General features: G+C 61.6%; 19 protein-coding genes and 1 tRNA gene. 13 read left to right on the top strand and 7 right to left on the bottom strand.

The genetic code is table 11. From position 1 onward, the window contains the following. Positions 1-184 precede the first annotated feature (184 nt). The 4 genes from LQ249_RS02530 (at position 185) to LQ249_RS02515 (ending at position 3,916) form a co-directional block, all read left to right on the top strand. Complete coding sequence (locus LQ249_RS02530) at positions 185-2,404, top strand: AsmA family protein (protein WP_046385007.1); 2,220 nt, start codon at positions 185-187, stop codon at positions 2,402-2,404. Further along, positions 2,401-3,468: an A/G-specific adenine glycosylase gene (mutY, locus tag LQ249_RS02525; RefSeq protein WP_232566172.1), complete on the top strand. Its 1,068-nt coding sequence runs from the start codon at positions 2,401-2,403 to the stop codon at positions 3,466-3,468. Before LQ249_RS02530 ends, mutY begins: the two co-directional genes overlap by 4 nt. After that, positions 3,465-3,737: an oxidative damage protection protein gene (locus LQ249_RS02520; RefSeq protein ID WP_017849944.1), complete on the top strand. Its 273-nt coding sequence runs from the start codon at positions 3,465-3,467 to the stop codon at positions 3,735-3,737. The genes mutY and LQ249_RS02520 overlap by 4 nt, the downstream gene beginning before the upstream one ends. Before the next feature lie 103 nt (positions 3,738-3,840). Beyond that, positions 3,841-3,916: transfer RNA gene (locus LQ249_RS02515), tRNA-Phe, on the top strand. A 143-nt stretch (positions 3,917-4,059) separates the two neighbouring features. Here the strand turns inward: LQ249_RS02515 and LQ249_RS02510 are convergent. The 4 genes from LQ249_RS02510 to relB form a co-directional block, all read right to left on the bottom strand. Then, the gene (locus LQ249_RS02510) at positions 4,060-5,667 is read right to left on the bottom strand and encodes an ArnT family glycosyltransferase (RefSeq protein WP_057003607.1); all 1,608 of its coding nucleotides are present in this window, start codon (positions 5,665-5,667) and stop codon (positions 4,060-4,062) included. Between the two features lie 78 nt (positions 5,668-5,745). After that, positions 5,746-6,720: an arsenic resistance protein gene (locus tag LQ249_RS02505; RefSeq protein ID WP_128192059.1), complete on the bottom strand. Its 975-nt coding sequence runs from the start codon at positions 6,718-6,720 to the stop codon at positions 5,746-5,748. Between the two features lie 89 nt (positions 6,721-6,809). Beyond that, a complete protein-coding gene (locus LQ249_RS02500) occupies positions 6,810-7,073 on the bottom strand; it encodes a type II toxin-antitoxin system RelE/ParE family toxin (protein ID WP_232566171.1) in 264 nt (87 codons plus the stop codon). After that, the gene (gene relB, locus LQ249_RS02495) at positions 7,060-7,251 is read right to left on the bottom strand and encodes a type II toxin-antitoxin system RelB family antitoxin (RefSeq protein WP_081610227.1); all 192 of its coding nucleotides are present in this window, start codon (positions 7,249-7,251) and stop codon (positions 7,060-7,062) included. The genes LQ249_RS02500 and relB overlap by 14 nt, the downstream gene beginning before the upstream one ends. A gap of 213 nt (positions 7,252-7,464) precedes the next feature. Here relB and LQ249_RS02490 point away from each other — a divergent pair, with 213 nt between their 5' ends. Continuing rightward, the gene (locus LQ249_RS02490) at positions 7,465-8,412 is read left to right on the top strand and encodes an alpha/beta hydrolase family protein (RefSeq protein WP_057003605.1); all 948 of its coding nucleotides are present in this window, start codon (positions 7,465-7,467) and stop codon (positions 8,410-8,412) included. 69 nt (positions 8,413-8,481) lie between these two features. Continuing rightward, complete coding sequence (locus LQ249_RS02485; RefSeq protein ID WP_046385011.1) at positions 8,482-8,895, top strand: hypothetical protein; 414 nt, start codon at positions 8,482-8,484, stop codon at positions 8,893-8,895. 140 nt (positions 8,896-9,035) lie between these two features. Here the strand turns inward: LQ249_RS02485 and gabP are convergent, their stop codons facing one another. After that, positions 9,036-10,427 (bottom strand): GABA permease, encoded by a 1,392-nt coding sequence (gabP, locus tag LQ249_RS02480; protein ID WP_017849950.1) that lies wholly within the window; start codon positions 10,425-10,427, stop codon positions 9,036-9,038. A gap of 555 nt (positions 10,428-10,982) precedes the next feature. Here gabP and LQ249_RS02475 point away from each other — a divergent pair. From LQ249_RS02475 to LQ249_RS02455, 5 genes are all read left to right on the top strand, one after another. Further along, on the top strand, positions 10,983-11,756 hold the full coding sequence (locus LQ249_RS02475; RefSeq protein WP_017849951.1) for an ABC transporter ATP-binding protein: 774 nt from the start codon (positions 10,983-10,985) through the stop codon (positions 11,754-11,756). A 13-nt stretch (positions 11,757-11,769) separates the two neighbouring features. Then, positions 11,770-12,522 (top strand): ABC transporter substrate-binding protein, encoded by a 753-nt coding sequence (locus tag LQ249_RS02470; RefSeq protein ID WP_046385012.1) that lies wholly within the window; start codon positions 11,770-11,772, stop codon positions 12,520-12,522. 74 nt (positions 12,523-12,596) lie between these two features. Continuing rightward, on the top strand, positions 12,597-13,292 hold the full coding sequence (locus tag LQ249_RS02465; protein ID WP_046385013.1) for an ABC transporter permease: 696 nt from the start codon (positions 12,597-12,599) through the stop codon (positions 13,290-13,292). Positions 13,293-13,330: 38 nt separating this feature from the next. Beyond that, a complete protein-coding gene (locus tag LQ249_RS02460; RefSeq protein ID WP_046385364.1) occupies positions 13,331-14,020 on the top strand; it encodes an ABC transporter permease in 690 nt (229 codons plus the stop codon). Then, positions 14,001-15,188 (top strand): methyltransferase, encoded by a 1,188-nt coding sequence (locus LQ249_RS02455; protein WP_126587821.1) that lies wholly within the window; start codon positions 14,001-14,003, stop codon positions 15,186-15,188. Before LQ249_RS02460 ends, LQ249_RS02455 begins: the two co-directional genes overlap by 20 nt. A gap of 241 nt (positions 15,189-15,429) precedes the next feature. Here LQ249_RS02455 and bcsQ read toward each other — a convergent pair whose 3' ends face one another. Further along, positions 15,430-16,389, bottom strand: coding sequence for a cellulose biosynthesis protein BcsQ (gene bcsQ / locus LQ249_RS02450; RefSeq protein WP_201021731.1), 960 nt, complete (start codon positions 16,387-16,389; stop codon positions 15,430-15,432). 265 nt (positions 16,390-16,654) lie between these two features. Here bcsQ and lapG point away from each other — a divergent pair, with 265 nt between their 5' ends. Beyond that, positions 16,655-17,371: a cysteine protease LapG gene (gene lapG, locus LQ249_RS02445; protein ID WP_017849958.1), complete on the top strand. Its 717-nt coding sequence runs from the start codon at positions 16,655-16,657 to the stop codon at positions 17,369-17,371. Between the two features lie 11 nt (positions 17,372-17,382). Continuing rightward, positions 17,383-19,341 (top strand): cyclic di-GMP receptor LapD, encoded by a 1,959-nt coding sequence (gene lapD, locus LQ249_RS02440; protein ID WP_169881404.1) that lies wholly within the window; start codon positions 17,383-17,385, stop codon positions 19,339-19,341. A 44-nt stretch (positions 19,342-19,385) separates the two neighbouring features. On the opposite strand, the gene LQ249_RS02435 is transcribed toward lapD, so the two are convergent. After that, entirely contained in the window at positions 19,386-19,724 is a 339-nt protein-coding gene (locus tag LQ249_RS02435) for a hypothetical protein (RefSeq protein ID WP_057003600.1), read from the bottom strand. Between the last annotated feature and the right edge of the window lie 14 nt (positions 19,725-19,738).

Raw genomic sequence — 19,738 nt, 5'->3', positions numbered from 1 at the left:
GATTAGCATCAGTGGATGACAGAAAAACCAAAATGCCACTACCTTTCGCGGATTTTTTGTGTTTTTTGACGCCAAAATACCGCCCCCTGCGCTAGATACAATGTAACGATCCGTGAACTGACGCAGGCCATCGGGCGCTATACTCTGCGGCTAAATTTTGAAATCGACATACAAGGACTCGCCCATGAAAGCGTTCGGCAAAATCCTGGGTCTGGTACTTCTCGGGCTGTTGCTGATCATTGTGGCTCTCGGCTTTGCCCTGACCCATCTCTTCGATCCCAACGACTACAAAGACGAGATTCGCCAGATTGCCCGCGACAAGGCCCACATCGAGCTGACGCTCAATGGCGACATCGGCTGGAGCCTGTTCCCCTGGCTGGGCCTGGAACTGCACGAAGCCGGCGTCGCGACCCTGACCAACCCGACCCAGCCGTTCGCCGACCTGCAGATGCTCGGCCTGTCGGTACGCGTGCTACCGCTGCTGCGCCGCGAAGTGCAGATGAGCGATGTGCGCGTCGAAGGCCTGAACCTGCGCCTCAACCGCGACAAGCAAGGCCACGGCAACTGGGAAGACATCGGCAAGAACGCCCCCGAGGCGGCCACCGATACGCCAACCCCCGTGCCAGCGACGGCACCGGTGACCGAGGTGAAGGCAGAGAAACCGCCGCAGCCCATCCGCCTGGACATCGACAGCCTGACCATCAACAACGCCCGCATCGAATACAACGATGAACAGACCGGCAAGCAGTTCAGCGCCGAGAGCATCCAGCTGAGTGCGGGTGCCATCCACGAAGGGGCGAGCATTCCGCTGAAGCTCACCGCGTTCCTCGGCAGCAACCAGCCGGTCATGCGCGTCAAGACCGAACTCAACGGCAACCTGCGCATTCAGCGGGCGCTCAAGCGTTATCAGTTCGAAGACATGCGGTTCAGCGGCGAAGCCACCGGCGAACCGCTGCAAGGCAAAACCGTGACCTTCTCCACCCAGGGCCAACTGCTGGTGGACCTGGCGGCCAACATTGCCGAGTGGACCAACCTGAAACTCTCGGCCAACCAGTTGCGCGCCCTCGGCGAACTGAAGGTCAATGACCTGGACAAGACCCCGCAGCTCAGCGGCGCCCTGTCGATCGCCCAGTTCGACCTGGCCAAGTTCCTCGACAGCGTCGGCAACCCGCTGCCACCGATGGCCGAGGGCAGCCTGAGCAAAGTCGAGCTGGTCAGCCGCCTCCAAGGCACGCCGACCCGCCTGGCCCTGGAAGACCTCAACCTGAAACTCGACGGCAGCACCTTCACCGGCCGCGTTGCCGTGGACGATTTCGCCAAGCAATCGCTGCGCGTGCAACTCAAGGGCGACACCTTCAACGCCGACAATTACCTGCCGGCCAAGTCCGAATCCGCCAAGGGGGCAACCGCCGCACGCCAGGCCGAAGTGCAGAACAGCGAAGCCGGCGCCATGGCCGCCGGTGGCACCACACCGCTGCCGGACGCCCCGACCAAAGGCGCCTGGAGCACCGACAAGCTGCTGCCGCTGACCCGCCTGCGCACGCTGGACGTGGAGGCCGACCTGGCCTTCGGCCAACTGACCCTGAGCAAGCTGCCGATCCAGAACGCCATGCTCAAGGCCAGCGGCCTCGACGGCCAGCTCAAGCTCGACAGCCTGAGCGGCGGCCTCTACAACGGCAGCTTCCAGGCCAATGGCAGCCTCGATGTGCGCCAGGACATTCCAGTGCTGGCCCTGCAAAGCCACATCAAGCAAGTGCCGGTCGAGCGCATCCTGCAAGCCCAGGGGCAGACGCCGCCGGTCAAGGGCCAGATCACCCTCGACAGCAACCTCAGCGGCCGCGGCAACAGCCAAAAGGCACTGATCGACAGCCTCAACGGCAACGCCAGCTTCGTGATCAACAACGGCGTGCTGCTCAACGCCAACCTTGAACAGCAACTGTGTACCGGCATCGCCCTGCTCAACCGCAAGACCTTGAGCAGCGAGCCACGGGCCAAGGACACACCGTTCCAGGAACTCAGGGGCAACCTGACGTTGCGCAACGGCGTGGCCAACAACCCCGACCTGAAGGTGCGTATCCCCGGCCTTACGGTCAACGGCAACGGCGACATCGACCTGCGCGTGCTGGGCATGGATTATCGCGTCGGCATCATCGTCGAGGGCGATCAACGCGAAGTGCCGGACCCCGCCTGCGAGGTAGGCGCCAACTTCCAGGGCATCGAAGTGCCGCTGCGCTGCCGTGGCCCGCTGGAGCTGGGCGCCAAGGCGTGCCGCCTGGACAAGGACGGCCTCGGCCAGGTCGCCATCAAGGCCGCCGGCAACCGCCTCAACGAGAAGCTGGAAGAGAAGCTCGACAAAGTTAACCCGCAGTTGAAAGACGCGTTGAAAGGCCTGTTCAAACGATGAGAAACGAGCAGTTTTCCGAGGCGGTACTGAACTGGTACGACCGCCACGGTCGCCATGACCTGCCCTGGCAACAGGGCATCACGCCCTACCGGGTGTGGGTTTCGGAGATCATGCTGCAACAGACCCAGGTCAGCACCGTGCTCAATTACTTCGACCGTTTCATGGCCTCCCTGCCAACGGTCGAAGCCCTGGCCGCCGCGCCGGAAGACGAGGTGCTGCACCTGTGGACCGGCCTCGGCTATTACACCCGGGCGCGCAACCTGCAGAAGACCGCGAAGATTGTCGTGGCCGAGTACGGCGGCGAGTTTCCCCGCGACGTGGAAAAACTCACCGAACTGCCCGGCATCGGTCTGTCCACCGCCGGCGCGATCGCCAGCCTGAGCATGGGCCTGCGCGCACCGATCCTCGATGGCAACGTCAAACGCGTGCTGGCACGCTTTACCGCGCAGGAGGGCTACCCCGGCGAACCCAAAGTGGCCAAACAGCTCTGGGCCACCGCAGAGCGCTTCACGCCCCATGATCGCGTCAACGCCTACACCCAGGCGATGATGGACATGGGCGCCACCCTGTGTACCCGCAGCAAGCCCAGTTGCCTGTTATGCCCGCTGGAAAAAGGCTGCGAAGCCCACATGCTCGGCCTGGAGACGCGCTACCCGATCCCCAAGCCGCGCAAGAGCATCCCCCAGAAGCGCACGCTGATGCCCATGCTGGCCAATGGCGACGGCGCGATCCTGCTTTACCGTCGCCCGTCCACGGGCCTGTGGGGCGGTTTGTGGAGCCTGCCGGAGCTGGACGACCTGCAAGACCTCGAACCTCTCGCCCACCAGCACGCGCTGGAGCTGGGTAAACAACAGGAACTGCCGGGGCTGATCCACACCTTCAGCCACTTCCAGTTGGCCATCGAACCCTGGCTGGTCCAGGTCGAGGAATCCGCCCATCACGTGGCCGAGGCCGACTGGCTCTGGTATAACCTCGCCACCCCGCCGCGCCTGGGCCTTGCCGCCCCGGTGAAAAAACTGCTGAAGCGCGCGGCCGACGTATTGAACGCAGGAGTTTCGTCATGACCCGCACCATCATCTGCCGCAAGTACCACGAAGAACTGCCCGCCCTGGAGCGCGCCCCGTTCCCGGGTGCCAAGGGCCAGGACATTTTCGATCACGTCTCCGCCAAGGCCTGGGCCGACTGGCAGAAACACCAGACCCTGCTGATCAACGAAAAACGCCTGAACATGATGAACGCCGAAGACCGCAAATACCTGCAAGGCGAGATGGACAAGTTCTTTTCCGGCGAGGATTACGCCAAGGCCGAAGGCTACGTGCCGCCTGCTCAATAATTGATCAAAAACCGGGGTCGGCACGTAAGCGACGGTAATAATTAAATATTTTTTGAAAACTTGCTTGACGACCCCCTGAAAAACCCGTTTAATGCGCCCCGTTGCCCAGATAGCTCAGTCGGTAGAGCAGGGGATTGAAAATCCCCGTGTCGGCGGTTCGATTCCGTCTCTGGGCACCACTATTAAGTTTCAGGTGGTGCAACGATCATCTGAAACACCCAAAAAACCCGCCTAGTGCGGGTTTTTTGTTGCCTTCGATTTACCCATCCCGAACCGGGGTGGCTCACCGCCACCCCAGTACGCAATACCCGCCTTGCGCCGCCTACTTGAGCAAGAACACCAACAGCGGATTGTCGTTCAGTCGCCCGTTGAACATCGGCGCCAAGTGTTCCACCGGTGTGCCCTTCAACTGCTCGGTTTCCTTGCGCGCCACGATCACCCAGGACGGCCGTGGCAGCGAGTCCAACTGATCGAGCTGGTTACGCCCGATGAACAGCGGTTGCTCGTCGTGATCCAGGTTCATCATGTAGCGCACTGCCCAGGTGTCCCGCGCAAGGCCGACAAACACCAACGGTCCAGGCTCTTGTGCGCGAAGCGCTTCCACCTGACTGACAAATTGCCGGGTGTCGAACTGCAGGTCCTTGGCCGGCTCTACCACGGTCACCAGCAACAACCACTGCGCCGCCAGTGCGATCGCGCTGAGCCACACCAAACGCCCGGCGCGACGCCAGGCGATCAATGCCGCCCCCTGCAGGATCACCAGCACGCCGATCAGCAACGGCAACGAAACGTCCGGCCAGTAACCGTGCTTCTGCCACCCATGTCGACACACGAAGACTACAACCACGCACAACGCCGGCAGCGCCGCGACGAGCCATGTGTAACAGCGACGCACCCCGACGAACCAGTTCTGTGCGTGGAGCAGCCCATAGGCGGCGACAGCGGCAAACATCGGCACCATGGGCAGGATGTAATAAGCGCGCTTGAAGTGCGGCACCGACAGCCCGAGCAGAATCATCAAGCCGCAGGCGCCGAGCCGCACGACCAGTTGCACGTCGTCATTGCCCCAGCGTTCCGGCCAGCGATGACGCAGCGCAACCATGCTCGCCAACGCCATGGGGACCACCGGGAAGTAACGGTACAGACTCAGCTGGAAGTAGAAATAGAACGGCTCGCCGATTTCATCGAGGCGCCCGCCAACCTGCATCTTGAACACTTCATCGGCAAAGGCCTGGCCCCCACTGATCCGCGCCAACTGCATCAGCAGCCACCAGCAACACGCCAACAGCAGCAACCCGATAACGCCGTGGATCAGCACTTGCCTGACCCGCTCCCCCGGACGACCCAACGCCCAATACACGCAGGCCACCCCACAGACTTCGATCAAGCCCAACGGCCCGCGAATCGCAAAGCCCAGGATAAACAGCGGGAACACCGCCAGCTGCCGCAGCCGCGAGCCAAGGCGTTCGCCACTGTGCAGCAGGTAGAAGCTGCCTACGCACAACAGCGCCACCATCTGATCCAGGCACACCGAGCGCGACTTTTCGAGCAACTGGGTGGTGAGCAAGGTCAGCAGCACCGTCAACAGCGCCCAGGCGCGACTGGAAGGCGCCAGCAAGCGATAGATCAGCGCCACCACTCCGGCAGAGGCCAGCGCGGTGGGCAGGACATTCGCCAGGTGGTTGGGCGCACCGAACAACCGGGCGAATACAAAACTGAAGAACGTCGCCGTACCGGGATAATCCGCGTAGGGCTGGCCGTAGGTGGTGGGGAAAAGACTCGCCCCATGGCGAAACATTTCCTGCATGAACAACGCCCAGCGCCCGTCAAACCCCTGAGGCTGCTGGTCCCAGATCCCCAACGTAAATAACAACAAAGCAATCAGAAAAATGCCCAGAGACTCCAGGCGAAAAGAGTTGCGGTGATCCATCGGTTGTCCTGCCAGGTAGTGAGCGGCGGCTTATGGTGCCCAACACATCCCAAATAGCGCCTGAACAACCCTGAACATTCATGTGCCCGGCCGATCTGCGCGCCACACCAGCGTCGGGATCAGGCGAACGTAGATCAGCTCGCCAATCAACTCGACCAGGGTTTGCAGGATCACCGCCGTCGCCGCCAACCCGCGCACGCCTTCGGGCAACGCCAGCGCCAGGGGCAACACCACCAGCGAGTTACGCGTCGCCGCGCTGAACGTCACCGCGCGCGCCGTCACCGCCGGCAGCACGAACAGGCGCGCGGCGAACATCCCCATCAATGGCGCCAACAGCACAAAGCCAACGTAGACCGGAATCACCGGCAGCAACAGGCTGATATCGCGCACCACCGCGGTGATTTGCGAACCGATCACCACAAACAGCACCGCTGCCATCGCCGGCACCGGCAACCAGGCCCAGGCATCGTTCCAGGCGTTGACGACCGAGGATCGCCGCGCCAGCGAGGTGGTGATCACCGCCAGCACCATCGGCACCACGATCAATAACAGGAACGCCTCGACAAACGGCCGCACCTCCACCACCACCGCGGACTGCGCGCCCAACATCAACCCCAGGTACACCGGCAACAACACCAACTGCAGCAACAGCAGCAGCGGCGTCGCGGCCAGCATCAAGCGCGAATCGCCCTTGCCGATATGGGTAAACACCACCACGTAGTCGATACACGGCGTCAGCAACACCAGCAACGCCCCCACCAGCAACGCCGGGCGCTCCACCAGGCCACGCGTCAGTAGCCACACCAGCACGGGCACGAGAACGAAATTGGCCAGCAGCAACGCCGCCAGGAACCGCTGGTTCCCCACGCCTTGGCGCAGCTGCAGAAACGGGATTTGCAGGAACATCGCATACATCAGCACCGCGATGGCCGGCGTGACCAGCACGCCGAGGCCATGCGCTAATGACGGCGCGAGCAGACCGAAAGCGGCGGCCAGGAGGACGGTGGCGAAGTAGAGGGGAATCTGGTGGTGTTCGAGGGTGTCGCGGGTCATCAGGACGCTCTCGCTGATTGCAAAGGCGCAAGCCTAAGCATCTACTGGCGTGAGGTCGAGTGGTGTGGCCCGATCACATCCCTGGGATATTACTGGCGAGTGTGTAACACCATCACTATCTCAACGTGCTCCGTCACCCGATAGACCACCAGGTAGTTTGGATGAACAACCATTTCCCGAGTACCAGACAAGCGACCGTGCTTGAATCCGTATGGCATCAGGGACAACCCCTCGGCGGCAACCACAATAGTTTGGTGCAGCGAGACGGCGGCAACCGGGTTGTACTGCTCGATGTAATCAATGATCTCGATCAGGGCGACAATAGCCTCAGGTCGCCATTTAACGAGAAGCACGAGCCTTGCGCCTCTCTTCCAGCACCTTCTCGACTTCAGCCATCGCCTGATCGTGCGGAATACTAGGACGAGGATCGTCAATTGAAGCCTGCACCTTGGCACGAAACCAACGGTCGTAGCTGGCAGCTTGCTCTTCTGTTTCAAACTCCGAAACGATGGGAGAACGTGGAATGCTCATAGAGACCTCCGTAATGGATGCCTGCCAGTCTAATCTGTCCATGGTTGGCTGTCGTTTCTCTCAGATGTGTGGTTTTTTCGGAACAAGCCACTGTGCACGGGCGTTGTAGGCGTTGTGAGCGCCAGAGATTAGTGAGTCAGCGGAACGAAGTACAAGTGCTGGCAAACTGGCCAACCGTTACCAAAAATAAAAAATCGGCACAGGCCCAAAACGATGAATTTGAATGATGCCTCTTCGCCAACGCCTGCAACTCAACCCTGCCAAAACACTTCCTTCAGGGCACCCGCCGCAGACGGCTACCCGCTTGGCGGCTTCACCTGGCGCCACATCCGAAGCGACCCTACACGCCCGGTCGTCATCATCAACGCCGCCACTTCCGTGCGCTGTCGCCACTATTCACGCTTCGCCGACTACCTGTTCGCCAACGGCTTCGATGTCATCACCTACGACTATCGCGGCATCGGCGAGTCCCGCCGTGGCTCGCTGCGAGGCTTCAAGGCCTCATGGTCGGATTGGGGCCGCCTGGATTTCGAGGCGATATTGCAGCGGGCGCAGCGCGAGTTCCCGGGGCAGCCGATCGACGTGGTCGGTCACAGCTTTGGCGGCTGCGCAGCGGGGCTCGGGGCGTCCGGCGCAGTGATCCGGCGCCTGGTGACGGTGGGCGCGCAATTCGCCTACTGGCGCGATTACGCAGCGAGCGGGCGCTGGCGCATGGTTGGCAAGTGGCATGTGGTGATGCCACTGGTGACGGCGCTGTTCGGCTACTTCCCGGGCAAGCGTCTGGGCTGGCTGGAGGATACGCCGGCCGGCGTGGTACGGGACTGGAGCACGCCGACGCCGAGCTATGAAACACGGCCCAGCGGGCGCGCCTTGGGTGAACTGCCGTTTGCCCGGGTAACGGCGCAGGTGCTGGCGATCAGCATCACCGACGATCCCTTCGGCACCGTGCCGGCCATCGAGCGCTTGCTGAGCTACTTCGCCAGCAGCGAACGCACTCACCTGCGCATCGCCCCTGACGATATCGGAGAAACACAGGTCGGACATTTCGCGTTCTTTCGCAGCGAGTATGAGGATCGGCTGTGGCCGATTGCGCTGGCATGGCTGAAGCACGGCGCGCTAACACCCGGCACACCGGGCCGTCGCATAACGGCGCGCGTCTAGAACCCCTTGGGATTTCCCTCAACCTGCGCTTCAATACCCACCCAGATCCTGAACCAAGGACGTGAGCCCATGGCCTCGCCGAACAAGCAGCAAAAACGTGCCCACCGGGCAAAGGCCAAGGCCAAGCAAAACCGTACCCAACGCGCCGTCGCGAGCAAGCCGGATGCATTTGCCGGCGATGACAGCCGCATCGATCTTGAGTCGGTGGATTTGACTGAATTGTTTGTCGAGATGCGTACTGCCGGCGAAATCAGCCAGCAAGCGCTGTGCGCGGCATTCCTGGCGCACCCGCTGTTGGCATTGGTGCTGGAGCAGGAAGGCGAAGAAGAGGCCACCGACTTTATCCTGGCGGCACTGATCGAATATCGGCAGTGGGCTACCGACACCGAGGATGAAGCGGCAGCCCTGGCGTGGGTCGAGTCGCCGCAGTTCCAGGCGGATTACGTCGCCGCATCCCAGGCGCTGGTGATTTCCCAAGACTGACGCAAAACGCAATGTGGGAGGGGGCTTGCCCCCGATAGCGGTGTATCAGTCAATTAGATGTCGACTGGCACACCGCAATCGGGGGCAAGCCCCCTCCCACATTTGAACTGCGGCGCAATCAAGCACCGCACTCCATCACATCAATTCAGTACTGCAGCGCCTACGCTCTGGGCCTTGCGACGGCTCGAAACGAGCAGCCCCGCCGCCACCACCAGCAAGCTCAAGACCCCGGTCGCGATGATCTCGACCCGATGGGCTTCCTGGAACAGCATGATCCCCAGCGTACCGACGATGAACACCATCACCGCGTAGGTCAGGCCTGGGAACAACCACATTTTGAACGCGAGCGTCTCGCCCGCCGCAGTACGCTTCTGACGCATGCGCAGTTGCGACACCGCAATCACCAGGTACACCAGCAACGCAATGGCGCCGGAACTGGCGAGCAGGAATTCGAACACCGCCGCCGGTGCCACGTAGTTGGCGAAGACCGCCAGGAACGCTGCGCCGGTGGACAGCATCACCGCCCAGTAAGGCGTGCCGCTTTTGTTGGTGCGCTTGGACACGGCGGGTGCATCACCACGACGGCCCAGGGAAAACAGCATGCGCGAGGCGGTGTACAGCGCCGAGTTGAGGCAGCTGGTCACGGCAACCAAGACCACCAGGTCAACGATCAGCTTGGCATTCGGGATGCCCATGCTTTCCAGCACTGTCTGGTAGGAACCTACGGCAGCCAGGGTCGGATCGTTCCAAGGCACCAGGGACACCACGATGAAGATCGACAGCAGGTAGAACAAACCAATCCGCCAGATCACCGAGTTGGTGGCCTTGGTGATCTGCTGGCCCGGGTCCTTCGACTCGGCGGCCGCGATGGTGACAATCTCGGTGCCCATGAACGAGAACATGGTGGTCAGGATGGCCGCCAGCACAGCGCCCATGCCGTTCGGCATGAAGCCCTGGGTGTCGAACAGGTGCGAGACACCGCTGACCTGGCTGGTCGGCAAGAAGCCGAAGATCGCCAGCAGGCCGAGGATCACAAAGCCCACGATCGCGACGACTTTGATCAGCGCGAACCAGAACTCGAACTCACCGTAGTGTTTCACGCTGAACAGGTTGGTCGCCGTCAGCAGCAAGGTGATGATCAGGGTAAACGCCCAGATGGCCACGCCGGGGAACCAGGCATGGAGGATGGTCGCGGCGGCGTTGGCTTCCAATGGAATCACCAGCACCCAGAACCACCAGTACAGCCAGCCGATGGTGAAACCGGCCCAGTGACCGATCGCCCGATCGGCGTAGGTCGAGAACGAACCGGTGTCCGGCGACGCCACGGCCATTTCGGCCAACATCCGCATCACCAAGACCACCAGCGCACCGGCGGCGGCATATGCCAGCAGTACCGCAGGGCCGGCGGCGGCGATCGCGTGGCCGGAGCCGACAAACAAACCGGCACCGATGACGCCGGCAATCGACAACATGGTGACGTGACGCGGTTTGAGCCCCTGTTCGAGGTCATTGGAGCTATGCGTACTACTCATTGACACACCTTTAAACGAGGAATTGCGAAAACGGTCCGCCCGGCGCGTGCCTTTCACGTGAAAAGAAACAAACAGGGCGTTCTTTATTTTTTACGCAATATTTGCGCCAAAATGTTACAAAACCCCGATTGACGCGGGCTGTAGGACGATCCAGCAGCCCTCGCAAGTCATTGAGAATGCTGGCATTCCGCTACAGCGTTACCGAGCGACTCACTTTTACCCGAACGCGCGCACCACAAATACACACAAAAAGTACGTGACGCCCCATAAAAGGGCCGATGGTCACCGTTTGCCCGGTTAACCCTTCCAACACCCGCCCAAAGCTGGCACCATCGCGCCCTTTTTCACGCGAAGCCTGCGGGTTTTCCAGGTTCAAACGGCTGTTCGGTTGTTGATGGCGCGACACGCCGCTGTGCCGATGCGACACCTTGCCGCAGACCACCTGTTAAGCATCCGCCGCGCTGTTGGCTGCCATCCGGACGCTATGCTAGGTTGGCGCCTCGCCAGGAAGGCGACCCAACAGCAGGAACGCAACGAACACAATGAGGACCGCACATGGCTCTGGCCGCGCCCGCGCTTGAAATCCGCAACTTGCATAAACGCTATGGTGAGCTGGAGGTACTCAAAGGTATCTCGCTGACCGCTCGCGACGGCGATGTGATCTCGATCCTGGGTTCCTCCGGTTCCGGCAAGTCCACATTCCTGCGCTGCATCAACCTGCTGGAAAACCCGCACCAGGGCCAGATCCTGGTGGCCGGCGAAGAGCTCAAGCTCAAGGCCGCGAAGAACGGCGAGCTGATAGCCGCCGACGGCAAGCAGATCAACCGCCTGCGCAGCGAAATCGGGTTTGTGTTTCAAAACTTTAACCTGTGGCCGCACATGAGCATCCTCGACAACATCATCGAGGCCCCACGCCGTGTGCTCGGCCAGAGCAAGGCCGAAGCCATCGAAGTGGCCGAAGCCTTGCTGGCCAAGGTCGGCATCGGCGACAAGCGCCACGCCTACCCCGCGCAATTGTCCGGCGGCCAGCAGCAGCGGGCTGCCATCGCGCGTACCCTGGCGATGCAGCCGAAAGTCATCCTGTTCGACGAACCCACCTCGGCCCTTGACCCGGAAATGGTCCAGGAAGTACTTAATGTGATCCGCGCGCTGGCCGAAGAAGGCCGCACCATGCTGCTGGTCACCCATGAAATGGGCTTCGCCCGCCAGGTGTCCAGTGAAGTGGTGTTCTTGCACCAAGGCCTGGTCGAAGAGCAAGGATCGCCACAGCAGGTGTTTGAAAACCCGCTTTCGGCGCGCTGCAAACAATTCATGTCCAGCAACCGCTAACGGAGCAACATGCATGCAGAACTATAAAAAATTCCTTCTGGCCGCGGCCGTTTCGATGGCGTTCAGCGCCTCGGCCATGGCAGAAACCCTGAAAATGGGGATCGAAGCGGCCTACCCGCCGTTCAACAATAAAGATGCCAGCGGCAACGTCGTCGGCTTCGACAAAGACATCGGCGACGCCCTGTGCGCCAAGATGAAAGTCGAGAAGTGCGAAGTGTATGTATCGGACTGGGACGGCATCATCCCGGCGCTGAACGCGAAGAAATTCGACTTCCTGGTGTCCTCGCTGTCGATCACCGACGAGCGCAAGCAGGCCGTCGACTTCACCGACCCGTACTACTCCAACAAGCTGCAGTTCATCGCACCTAAAGCCACGGCAGACTTCAAGACCGACGCGGCCTACCTGAAAGGCAAGATCATCGGCGCACAACGCGCGACGTTGGCCGGCACCTACCTGGAAGACAAGCTGCCAGACACCACCAGCAAGCTCTACGACACCCAGGAAAACGCCTACCTCGACCTGACGTCCGGCCGCCTGGACGGCATCCTCGCCGACAAGTACGTGCAGTACGAATGGCTCAAGAGCAAAGACGGTTCCGCCTACGAATTCAAGGGCAACCCGGTGGTCGAGAGCGACAAGATCGGTATCGCCGTGCGCAAAGGCGACCCGCTGCGCGAACGCCTGAACAAAGCCCTGGCAGAGATCAAGGCCGACGGCACCTACAAGAAGATCAACGACAAGTACTTCCCTTTCAGCATCGAATGATCTGAACGGTATGCCCGACGCGCTCCCAGGGGCGCGTCGGCTTTCAGCTTTGCCTGCCGCGATATGAAAACACCATGAATTTCGATCTCTACGGATTCGGCCCGGCGCTCGCCGCCGGCGCGCTGATGACCGTCAAGCTGGCGCTCACGGCCCTGTGCCTGGGGCTGGTACTCGGCCTGGCCGGCGCTTTGGCCAAGACCTCCCCATACAAGCCGCTGCAGTGGCTGGGCGGGGCTTACTCGACCCTCGTTCGCGGTATTCCCGAACTGTTGTGGGTGTTGCTGATTTATTTCGGCACGGTCAACCTGATGCGTGCCCTCGGGGAGTTTTTCGGTAACCCCGACCTTTCCCTCAGCGCCTTCGCCGCCGGGGTCATCGCCCTGGGCCTGTGCTTTGGCGCCTACGCCACGGAAGTGTTCCGTGGCGCGATCCTCGCCATTCCCAAGGGCCACCGTGAAGCCGGTGTGGCATTGGGCCTGTCGAAGTTTCGCATCTTCACCCGCTTGATCATGCCGCAGATGTGGCGCATCGCCCTGCCGGGCCTGGGCAACCTGTTCATGATCCTGATGAAAGACACCGCGCTGGTATCAGTGATCGGCCTCGAAGAAATCATGCGCCATGCGCAGATCGGCGTGACCGTGACCAAGCAGCCGTTCACCTTCTTCATGGTGGCGGCGTTCATGTACCTGGGCCTCACCGTGCTGGCCATGACTGGCATGCACTTCCTGGAAGAACGCGCCAGTCGCGGCTTTGCAAGGAGCACCCAATGAACGGCGACTACAGCTGGCTGTCCCATTTCGACCTGGGCCTGAACTGGGCCGTGATCATCAAGTGGCTGCCCAAACTGGCCCAGGGCGCGACTCTCACCCTCGAGCTGGTGGCCATTGCGGTGATTGCCGGCCTGCTGCTGGCGATCCCGCTGGGCATCGCCCGCTCCTCGCGCCGCTGGTACGTGCGGACCCTGCCCTATTGCTACATTTTCTTCTTTCGCGGCACGCCGTTGCTGGTGCAACTGTTCCTGGTCTACTACGGCCTGGCGCAGTTCGACGCGGTGCGTAACAGCTTCATGTGGCCGTACCTGCGCGATCCGTTCTGGTGCGCCACCGCCACCATGACCCTGCACACCGCCGCCTATATCGCCGAAATCCTGCGCGGTGCGATCCAGGCCATCCCGCCGGGTGAAATCGAAGCGGCGCGGGCCCTGGGCATGTCCAAGCCGAAGACGCTGTTCTATATCATCCTGCCGCGCGCCTCGCGCATCGGCCTGCCGGCGTACAGCAACGAAGTGATCCTGATGCTCAAGGCCAGCGCCCTGGCCAGCACCGTGACGCTGCTCGAACTGACCGGCATGGCGCGCACCATCATTGCGCGCACGTACCTGCCAGTGGAGATCTTCTTCGCCGCCGGCCTGTTCTACCTGCTGATGGCCTATGTGCTGGTGCGCGGTTTCAAACTGCTGGAACGCTGGCTGCGAGTCGATGCCTGCCAGGGACGTTGAAGCGCACTTCCAGGCGCTGGATGCGTTCCTCAGCGAACACCAGGGGCTGTGGCGACCACGGCCCTTCACGCATCGCCAGTTACCCTGGGAATCCCAACATCCCGCGCTCGCCCAGTGGCTGCGCCGGCGCTCGCTGGCCGACGCGGAAAGCAGCCACAACCGGCCCCATGAGCTGCCCGCCCCGGCGCCTTTTCCACAGTTGGCCGCGCAGGCGCTGCGCCTCAGTGCTGTGGATAAGTTACCGACGCAGCCCCTGGCACCCGCCCGCCAGCGCCTGAACGTCGATGTGCCCGGCCGCAAGTGGCAACAGATCGAAGCATTCGGTGCTGCCCTGGGGTTCGCGCAACCACCGCGGCACTGGCTGGACTGGTGCGCCGGCAAAGGCCACCTCGGCCGCCGCCTGCTGCACAGCGGGCAGCAACTGACCTGCCTGGAATACGATCCGGCCCTGATCGCCGCCGGGCAGGCCTTGAGCGACCACCACCAACTGCCCGTCACCCATCACCTGCAAGACGTACTGGCCGACGTGACGGTCAGCGCCGAACACACACCCGTCGCCCTGCACGCCTGCGGCGACCTGCACGTGCGTCTGCTGCAACTGGCCAGCACTGCCGGCTGCAAGCAACTGGCGCTGGCACCCTGCTGCTACAACCGCATCCGCACCGATCGCTATCAGCCACTGTCGAGCGTCGGCCGCGCTTCGGCGTTGCGCTTATCGGTGGATGACCTGGGGCTGCCCCTCAGTGAAACCGTCACCGCCGGCAAGCGGGTGCGCCGGCAACGGGATACGTCCATGGCCAGGCGCCTGGGTTTCGATCACTTGCAGCGCCAATTGCGCCATTGCGACACGTACCTGCCCACGCCGTCCCTGCCCGCCAGTTGGCTGGATAAACCCTTCGCCGACTATTGCCGCGAGTTGGCCGGCCTCAAAGGTTTATCCACAGGCGAGCAGGATTGGACAGCGCTGGAGGCACACGGCTGGCGGCGCTTGGCCGAGGTCAGAAACCTGGAACTGCTGCGAGGGTTGTTCCGCCGCCCGCTGGAGCTGTGGCTGGTGCTGGATCGGGCTCTGTTTCTGCGGGAACAGGGCTACACCGTGACGGTAGGCAGCTTCTGCGAAACCACCCTGACCCCACGCAACCTTATGGTGCTGGCTGAGCGCGATTAAAGCGCATTTTTTCCTACGCGCGCCCTGTGGATAACTCTGTTGATGAAATCCTTACAGAAGTTGTAGCCATCTGCGCTACAGGCCAAATGCCATACTGATCATTTTTTGTGCAACGAATAAAACGCACGCAAAACAGGCGGTTGCGCCGTGTTGAGAATGGTTCCGCCCAAAACCCATTCGACGCCATCGGCGACCAGCCGATTGTGCATAAGCATTTCGCGTTCAGCGCATAAAGCGTGATTTAGCGGGCTTTTTTCCGTGCGATCAACAACCGGCACAGCCTCTTGAGATCGTCGCAGGCGGCGCTCGCCGCCAAGTTATCCAGCGGGTCCGTGGAAAAGGCCAGGGCTTCGCTGATCGATGGATCGCGATGCACCACGTCCAACGGATTGTCGCCCAGGCGCAGTTTGAAGGCATTGACCATGTCCCGGCTGAACGCCGAGTTTTCTTCCAGTTGATTGATCACATAGTGGCAATGTGGCGGGCGTTCACGCTCAAGATAAGGCGCCAGCACCGCGTCCAACTGGTCAAGCGTGCCGAGGCACGCGGCATTCGGCTGGACGACGACCAATACGCTATCGGCCACGCTCAACGCTTGATGCAGATAGACGTTATTACCGGCGGGGGTGTCGATGAGCATGATCGGGCGCTCGCTCAACCCCAGGGTCGACAGGTGCTGCGCCAACCACTCCGGTTCACGCGTGAGCCAACGTTGCAGGTTGTCCTTCTGCTTGATATCGGTGTGCCCGAAGGGGATCACGCGGCAGCCGGCAAACCCTGTTTGCAGGAGCGTCTCCCAGCGCGTATTGAGCAGGCTGGCGCGGCCGACGCCCAGGAGCTCCGGGGCCACGCCGAAATGCTGGCGCAATGCGTTTTGAGGGTCCAGATCCAGCGCCACCACCGACTCCCCCAAGCGCTGCAAGCCGCTGCTCAACGCCGTGGCCAGGGTGCTGCGGCCGACGCCGCCGTTGACCGAGACCAGCGCCACCACGGTTGGGCGCGGTGTGCTCAAGTCATAATGATGAGGTTGTTCATACGCCGCTGGCGCATTGGCGCAAAAGCGCGAGCCGTCTTTCTGGTTAGCGCGGGTGCCATCATCGAATGGAAGGGTGCCGAAAAAGTGCAGCCGAGCGTTCCGTGCCTTGGGCTCCCGGGTCAGGCTCTTGCCGGACGGGGCAAACAGATCATCGGTACGGCTCATGGCCATAACTCCTTCACAGTGCCATTAAAGACGTGAAAGGTCGGCAAGATAAGGCTGACCGCAAGTCTTTTTGTCGGCGCTTTGGTTGCGACATTCTGTGACAGGCGTTATGAGGTGTCATTATTTTGATGGAATTGCCGCCACCCTTTCAGACGAGCGGAAAATAGCCAATTTACCGGCACTTATTCAGGATAAATTGCTACAAAGTGATTTCATCGTGCCATTGTTTTTTACCCGGTATCACCGCACCATTGCCGCACCTTCAATGCTGCAAGCTCGGGTATTCGCAGTGGCGATACGCTTTAACTTCCCTCGGTTCCTGTACGGTCTGGCCATCACGCTGTTGCTGGGTGGCGGCCTGCTGGGCAATCTGCTCGCCGATTGGGATTTCAGCCAGATCAGCCGCCGCGCCGAGGCGCTGTACGGGCCCCTGGGCGCCGGGCGCCAGCGTATCGATGCCTGGCAACACCTGCTCACGGCGCAAAAGCAGGTCAGCGAAACCGAACAACTCAACGTGGTCAACTTGTTCTTTAACCGCCAGTTGCACTACGAAGAAGATATCGACCTGTGGCACGAGATCGATTATTGGGCGACGCCCATTCAATCCCTGTGGAAAGGTGCCGGTGATTGTGAAGACTATGCCATCGCCAAATACTTCAGCCTGCGTCACTTGGGCGTCCCGGCCGAGAAGCTGCGCATAACCTACGTCAAGGCCTTGCGCCAGAATCGCGCGCATATGGTACTGACCTACTATGCAAGCCCGGAAGCCATGCCGTTGGTACTGGACAGCCTGATGGACCCCATTCTGCCGGCCAGCCAACGTCCGGACCTGCTGCCCGTCTATGCTTTCAACGGCGAAGGGTTGTGGCTGACCGGCGCGGCGGGCAACAAAAAAGTCGGTGATAGCAAGCGCCTGTCACGCTGGCAGGATGTCTTGAAAAAAATGACCGCCGAAGGGTTTCCGGCCAGTTCGGATAATTAACAGGAGCTACGATGTCACTGTTCAAACAATTGCTGATCGCTATCTGTGTGTTTCTAGTGGTTGCCTTCAGCGGTAGCTTCATCGTCAGCCTGGAAAGCTCGCGTGCGCAGTACGTCAACCAGTTGCGTTCCCACGCCCAGGATGCGGCCACCGCACTGGCGCTGTCGCTGACGCCGAACATCGATGACCCGGCGATGACCGAGCTGATGGTCAGTTCGATTTTTGACAGTGGCTACTACGCGAGCATCCGCGTGGTGGACCTGAGCAATAATCAGGTGCTGGTGGAGCGTGCCGCCGAGCCTGATGCCAGCGGCGTGCCGGCCTGGTTCGTGAAAATGATCGGCCTCGCGCCGGCCGGCGGCGATGCCATCGTCAGCCGAGGCTGGCAGCAGGCGGCACGGGTCGAGGTGATCAGCCACCCGATGTTCGCCCTGGCCAAACTGTGGCAGAGCGCATTGGGCAGCCTGGGCTGGTTGCTGCTCTGCGGCGCCGCGAGTGCGGTGCTCGGCGCGCTGTTGCTGCGCCGTCAGTTGAAGCCGCTGGACTATATGGTCGAACAGTCCCACGCCATCGCGCGGCGCGAATTCATCAGTTTGCCCGACCTGCCCCGCACTCCCGAACTGCGACGCGTGGTGCAGGCCATGAACCAGATGGTCGAGAAGCTCAAGGCGTTGTTCAATGAACAGACCGAGCGCAGCGAGAAGCTGCGCGTGGAGTCCTACCAGGACAGCCTGACCGGGCTGGCCAACCGGCGCTATTTCGAGATGCAGCTCAACTCGCGGGTCAGCAACCTGGAAGAAGCCAGTTCAGGCTACCTGCTGATCTTGCGGGTCAACGACCTCGCCGGTCTCAACCAGCGCCTGGGCGGGCAACGCACCGACCAACTGCTGCAAGCCGTCAGCCAGCAACTGGTGCGGACCTGCGCCAAGTACCCGGAAACCCACAACCTGATCACCCGCAGCCGCGGCGGCGAGTTCGCGGTGCTTGCCCCGGGCCTGGTGCGTCACGAAGCGGTGCAATTGGCCCAGGCGCTGGAAACCACCCTGCAGAGCCTGTACGAAACGGGCGCCACAGACATGCAGAGCGTGGCCTACATCGGCCTCGCGCCCTACAACCCCGGCGATGCCTCGGCCGACCTGTTGAAGCTGGCCGACCAGGCCCTGGCCCAGGCTGAAGCCAGTAGCGGCCAAACCTGGGTATGCCTGGAGCGCCAGACCCGGGGCACCGTCAGCGACGATCCGCATAGCTGGCACACCCTGCTCGACGAGGCCCTGAATCAGGGGCGCTTCCGCTTGTTTTTCCAGCCGGTGGTCAGTAGCAGCGATACCCGTCAGGTGCTGCACTACAAGGTACTGTCGCGCCTGCTCGACAACCAGGACCAGACCATTGCGGCGGGGCACTTCCTGCCCTGGCTGGAGCGCTTCGGCTGGACCGCACGCCTTGACCAATTGATGCTCGACCTGGTGATCAAACACCTGGCACAACACAACCAATCGGTGGCGTTGAACCTCTCGGCGGCGACCTTGAATGACCCACAAGCCCTGGAGCGGATGTTCGAGCGATTGGCGCAACACCCGACACTCGGTACGCGCCTGACGCTGGAGATCGGCGAAGAGCAAGTGCCCGAGCAAGCCCAGCTGGAGCGTCTCACCCGGCGCCTGCGCAGCCTCGGATACAGCCTCGGCCTGCAACGTTTCGGCGGGCGTTTCAGCATGATCGGCAACCTGGCGAACCTGGGCCTGGCGTACCTCAAAATCGACGGCAGCTACATCCGGACCATTGATCAGGAAAGCCACAAGCGCTTTTTTATCGAGGCGATCCAGCGTGCCGCCCACAGCATCGATTTGCCGTTGATTGCAGAACGCGTGGAAACCGAAGGTGAGTTGCGCGTGATTCGCGAGATGGGCATCGAAGGGGTGCAAGGCCAACTGGTCGGTGAACCCGCGCCGTGGACGTGGAGCGCCGAGTAATCAGGCCGGCTTGACGCTCATGCTGTGAAAGAGGTGCGTGCGCCTCAGATCAAACCGCTTTCATCGTCATTGATCAGCTCACTCAAACCGCCCAGCGCCGTCCGTGCCTGGGTACGCTCCATCACCTTGACCTGCGCGGCGGGCGGCAGGTCAGTGATGCGGATCACGCCCTTGGCGGTCAGCACCTGGATCAAGTCATCGAGCACCCGAATCATCTCGGAGTCGCTCTGTTGGAGCTGCTTGAGGCTGTTGTCGATCACATCCGTGGCAAACCACGCCTGAATGTCCTGATGATCCGCCGGTAGAGTCCCGGTGGATTCGGCGAAGGCCTGCGTCTCGACGCGAACCAAAGCGTTGTATTGATCGCGTTGCACGTAGAACATCAGCGTTCTCCCAA

Origin of the sequence: Pseudomonas sp. 7-41, assembly GCF_021233075.1 — a bacterium.
GTDB lineage: Bacteria > Pseudomonadota > Gammaproteobacteria > Pseudomonadales > Pseudomonadaceae > Aquipseudomonas > Aquipseudomonas veronii.
Note: the sequence above shows the minus strand (reverse complement) of the source record. Positions and strands in the feature narration are given on the sequence as shown.

What these genes read in the sequence shown, in the direction of transcription:
- LQ249_RS02530 (WP_046385007.1), top strand. Translation starts at nt 185, where the DNA reads ATGAAAGCGTTCGGCAAAATCCTGGGTCTGGTACTTCTCGGGCTGTTG.
- mutY (WP_232566172.1), top strand. Translation starts at nt 2,401, where the DNA reads ATGAGAAACGAGCAGTTTTCCGAGGCGGTACTGAACTGGTACGACCGC.
- LQ249_RS02520 (WP_017849944.1), top strand. Translation starts at nt 3,465, where the DNA reads ATGACCCGCACCATCATCTGCCGCAAGTACCACGAAGAACTGCCCGCC.
- LQ249_RS02510 (WP_057003607.1), bottom strand. Translation starts at nt 5,667, where the DNA reads ATGGATCACCGCAACTCTTTTCGCCTGGAGTCTCTGGGCATTTTTCTG.
- LQ249_RS02505 (WP_128192059.1), bottom strand. Translation starts at nt 6,720, where the DNA reads ATGACCCGCGACACCCTCGAACACCACCAGATTCCCCTCTACTTCGCC.
- relB (WP_081610227.1), bottom strand. Translation starts at nt 7,251, where the DNA reads ATGAGCATTCCACGTTCTCCCATCGTTTCGGAGTTTGAAACAGAAGAG.
- LQ249_RS02490 (WP_057003605.1), top strand. Translation starts at nt 7,465, where the DNA reads ATGAATTTGAATGATGCCTCTTCGCCAACGCCTGCAACTCAACCCTGC.
- LQ249_RS02485 (WP_046385011.1), top strand. Translation starts at nt 8,482, where the DNA reads ATGGCCTCGCCGAACAAGCAGCAAAAACGTGCCCACCGGGCAAAGGCC.
- gabP (WP_017849950.1), bottom strand. Translation starts at nt 10,427, where the DNA reads ATGAGTAGTACGCATAGCTCCAATGACCTCGAACAGGGGCTCAAACCG.
- LQ249_RS02475 (WP_017849951.1), top strand. Translation starts at nt 10,983, where the DNA reads ATGGCTCTGGCCGCGCCCGCGCTTGAAATCCGCAACTTGCATAAACGC.
- LQ249_RS02470 (WP_046385012.1), top strand. Translation starts at nt 11,770, where the DNA reads ATGCAGAACTATAAAAAATTCCTTCTGGCCGCGGCCGTTTCGATGGCG.
- LQ249_RS02465 (WP_046385013.1), top strand. Translation starts at nt 12,597, where the DNA reads ATGAATTTCGATCTCTACGGATTCGGCCCGGCGCTCGCCGCCGGCGCG.
- LQ249_RS02455 (WP_126587821.1), top strand. Translation starts at nt 14,001, where the DNA reads ATGCCTGCCAGGGACGTTGAAGCGCACTTCCAGGCGCTGGATGCGTTC.
- bcsQ (WP_201021731.1), bottom strand. Translation starts at nt 16,389, where the DNA reads ATGAGCCGTACCGATGATCTGTTTGCCCCGTCCGGCAAGAGCCTGACC.
- lapG (WP_017849958.1), top strand. Translation starts at nt 16,655, where the DNA reads ATGCTGCAAGCTCGGGTATTCGCAGTGGCGATACGCTTTAACTTCCCT.
- lapD (WP_169881404.1), top strand. Translation starts at nt 17,383, where the DNA reads ATGTCACTGTTCAAACAATTGCTGATCGCTATCTGTGTGTTTCTAGTG.
- LQ249_RS02435 (WP_057003600.1), bottom strand. Translation starts at nt 19,724, where the DNA reads ATGTTCTACGTGCAACGCGATCAATACAACGCTTTGGTTCGCGTCGAG.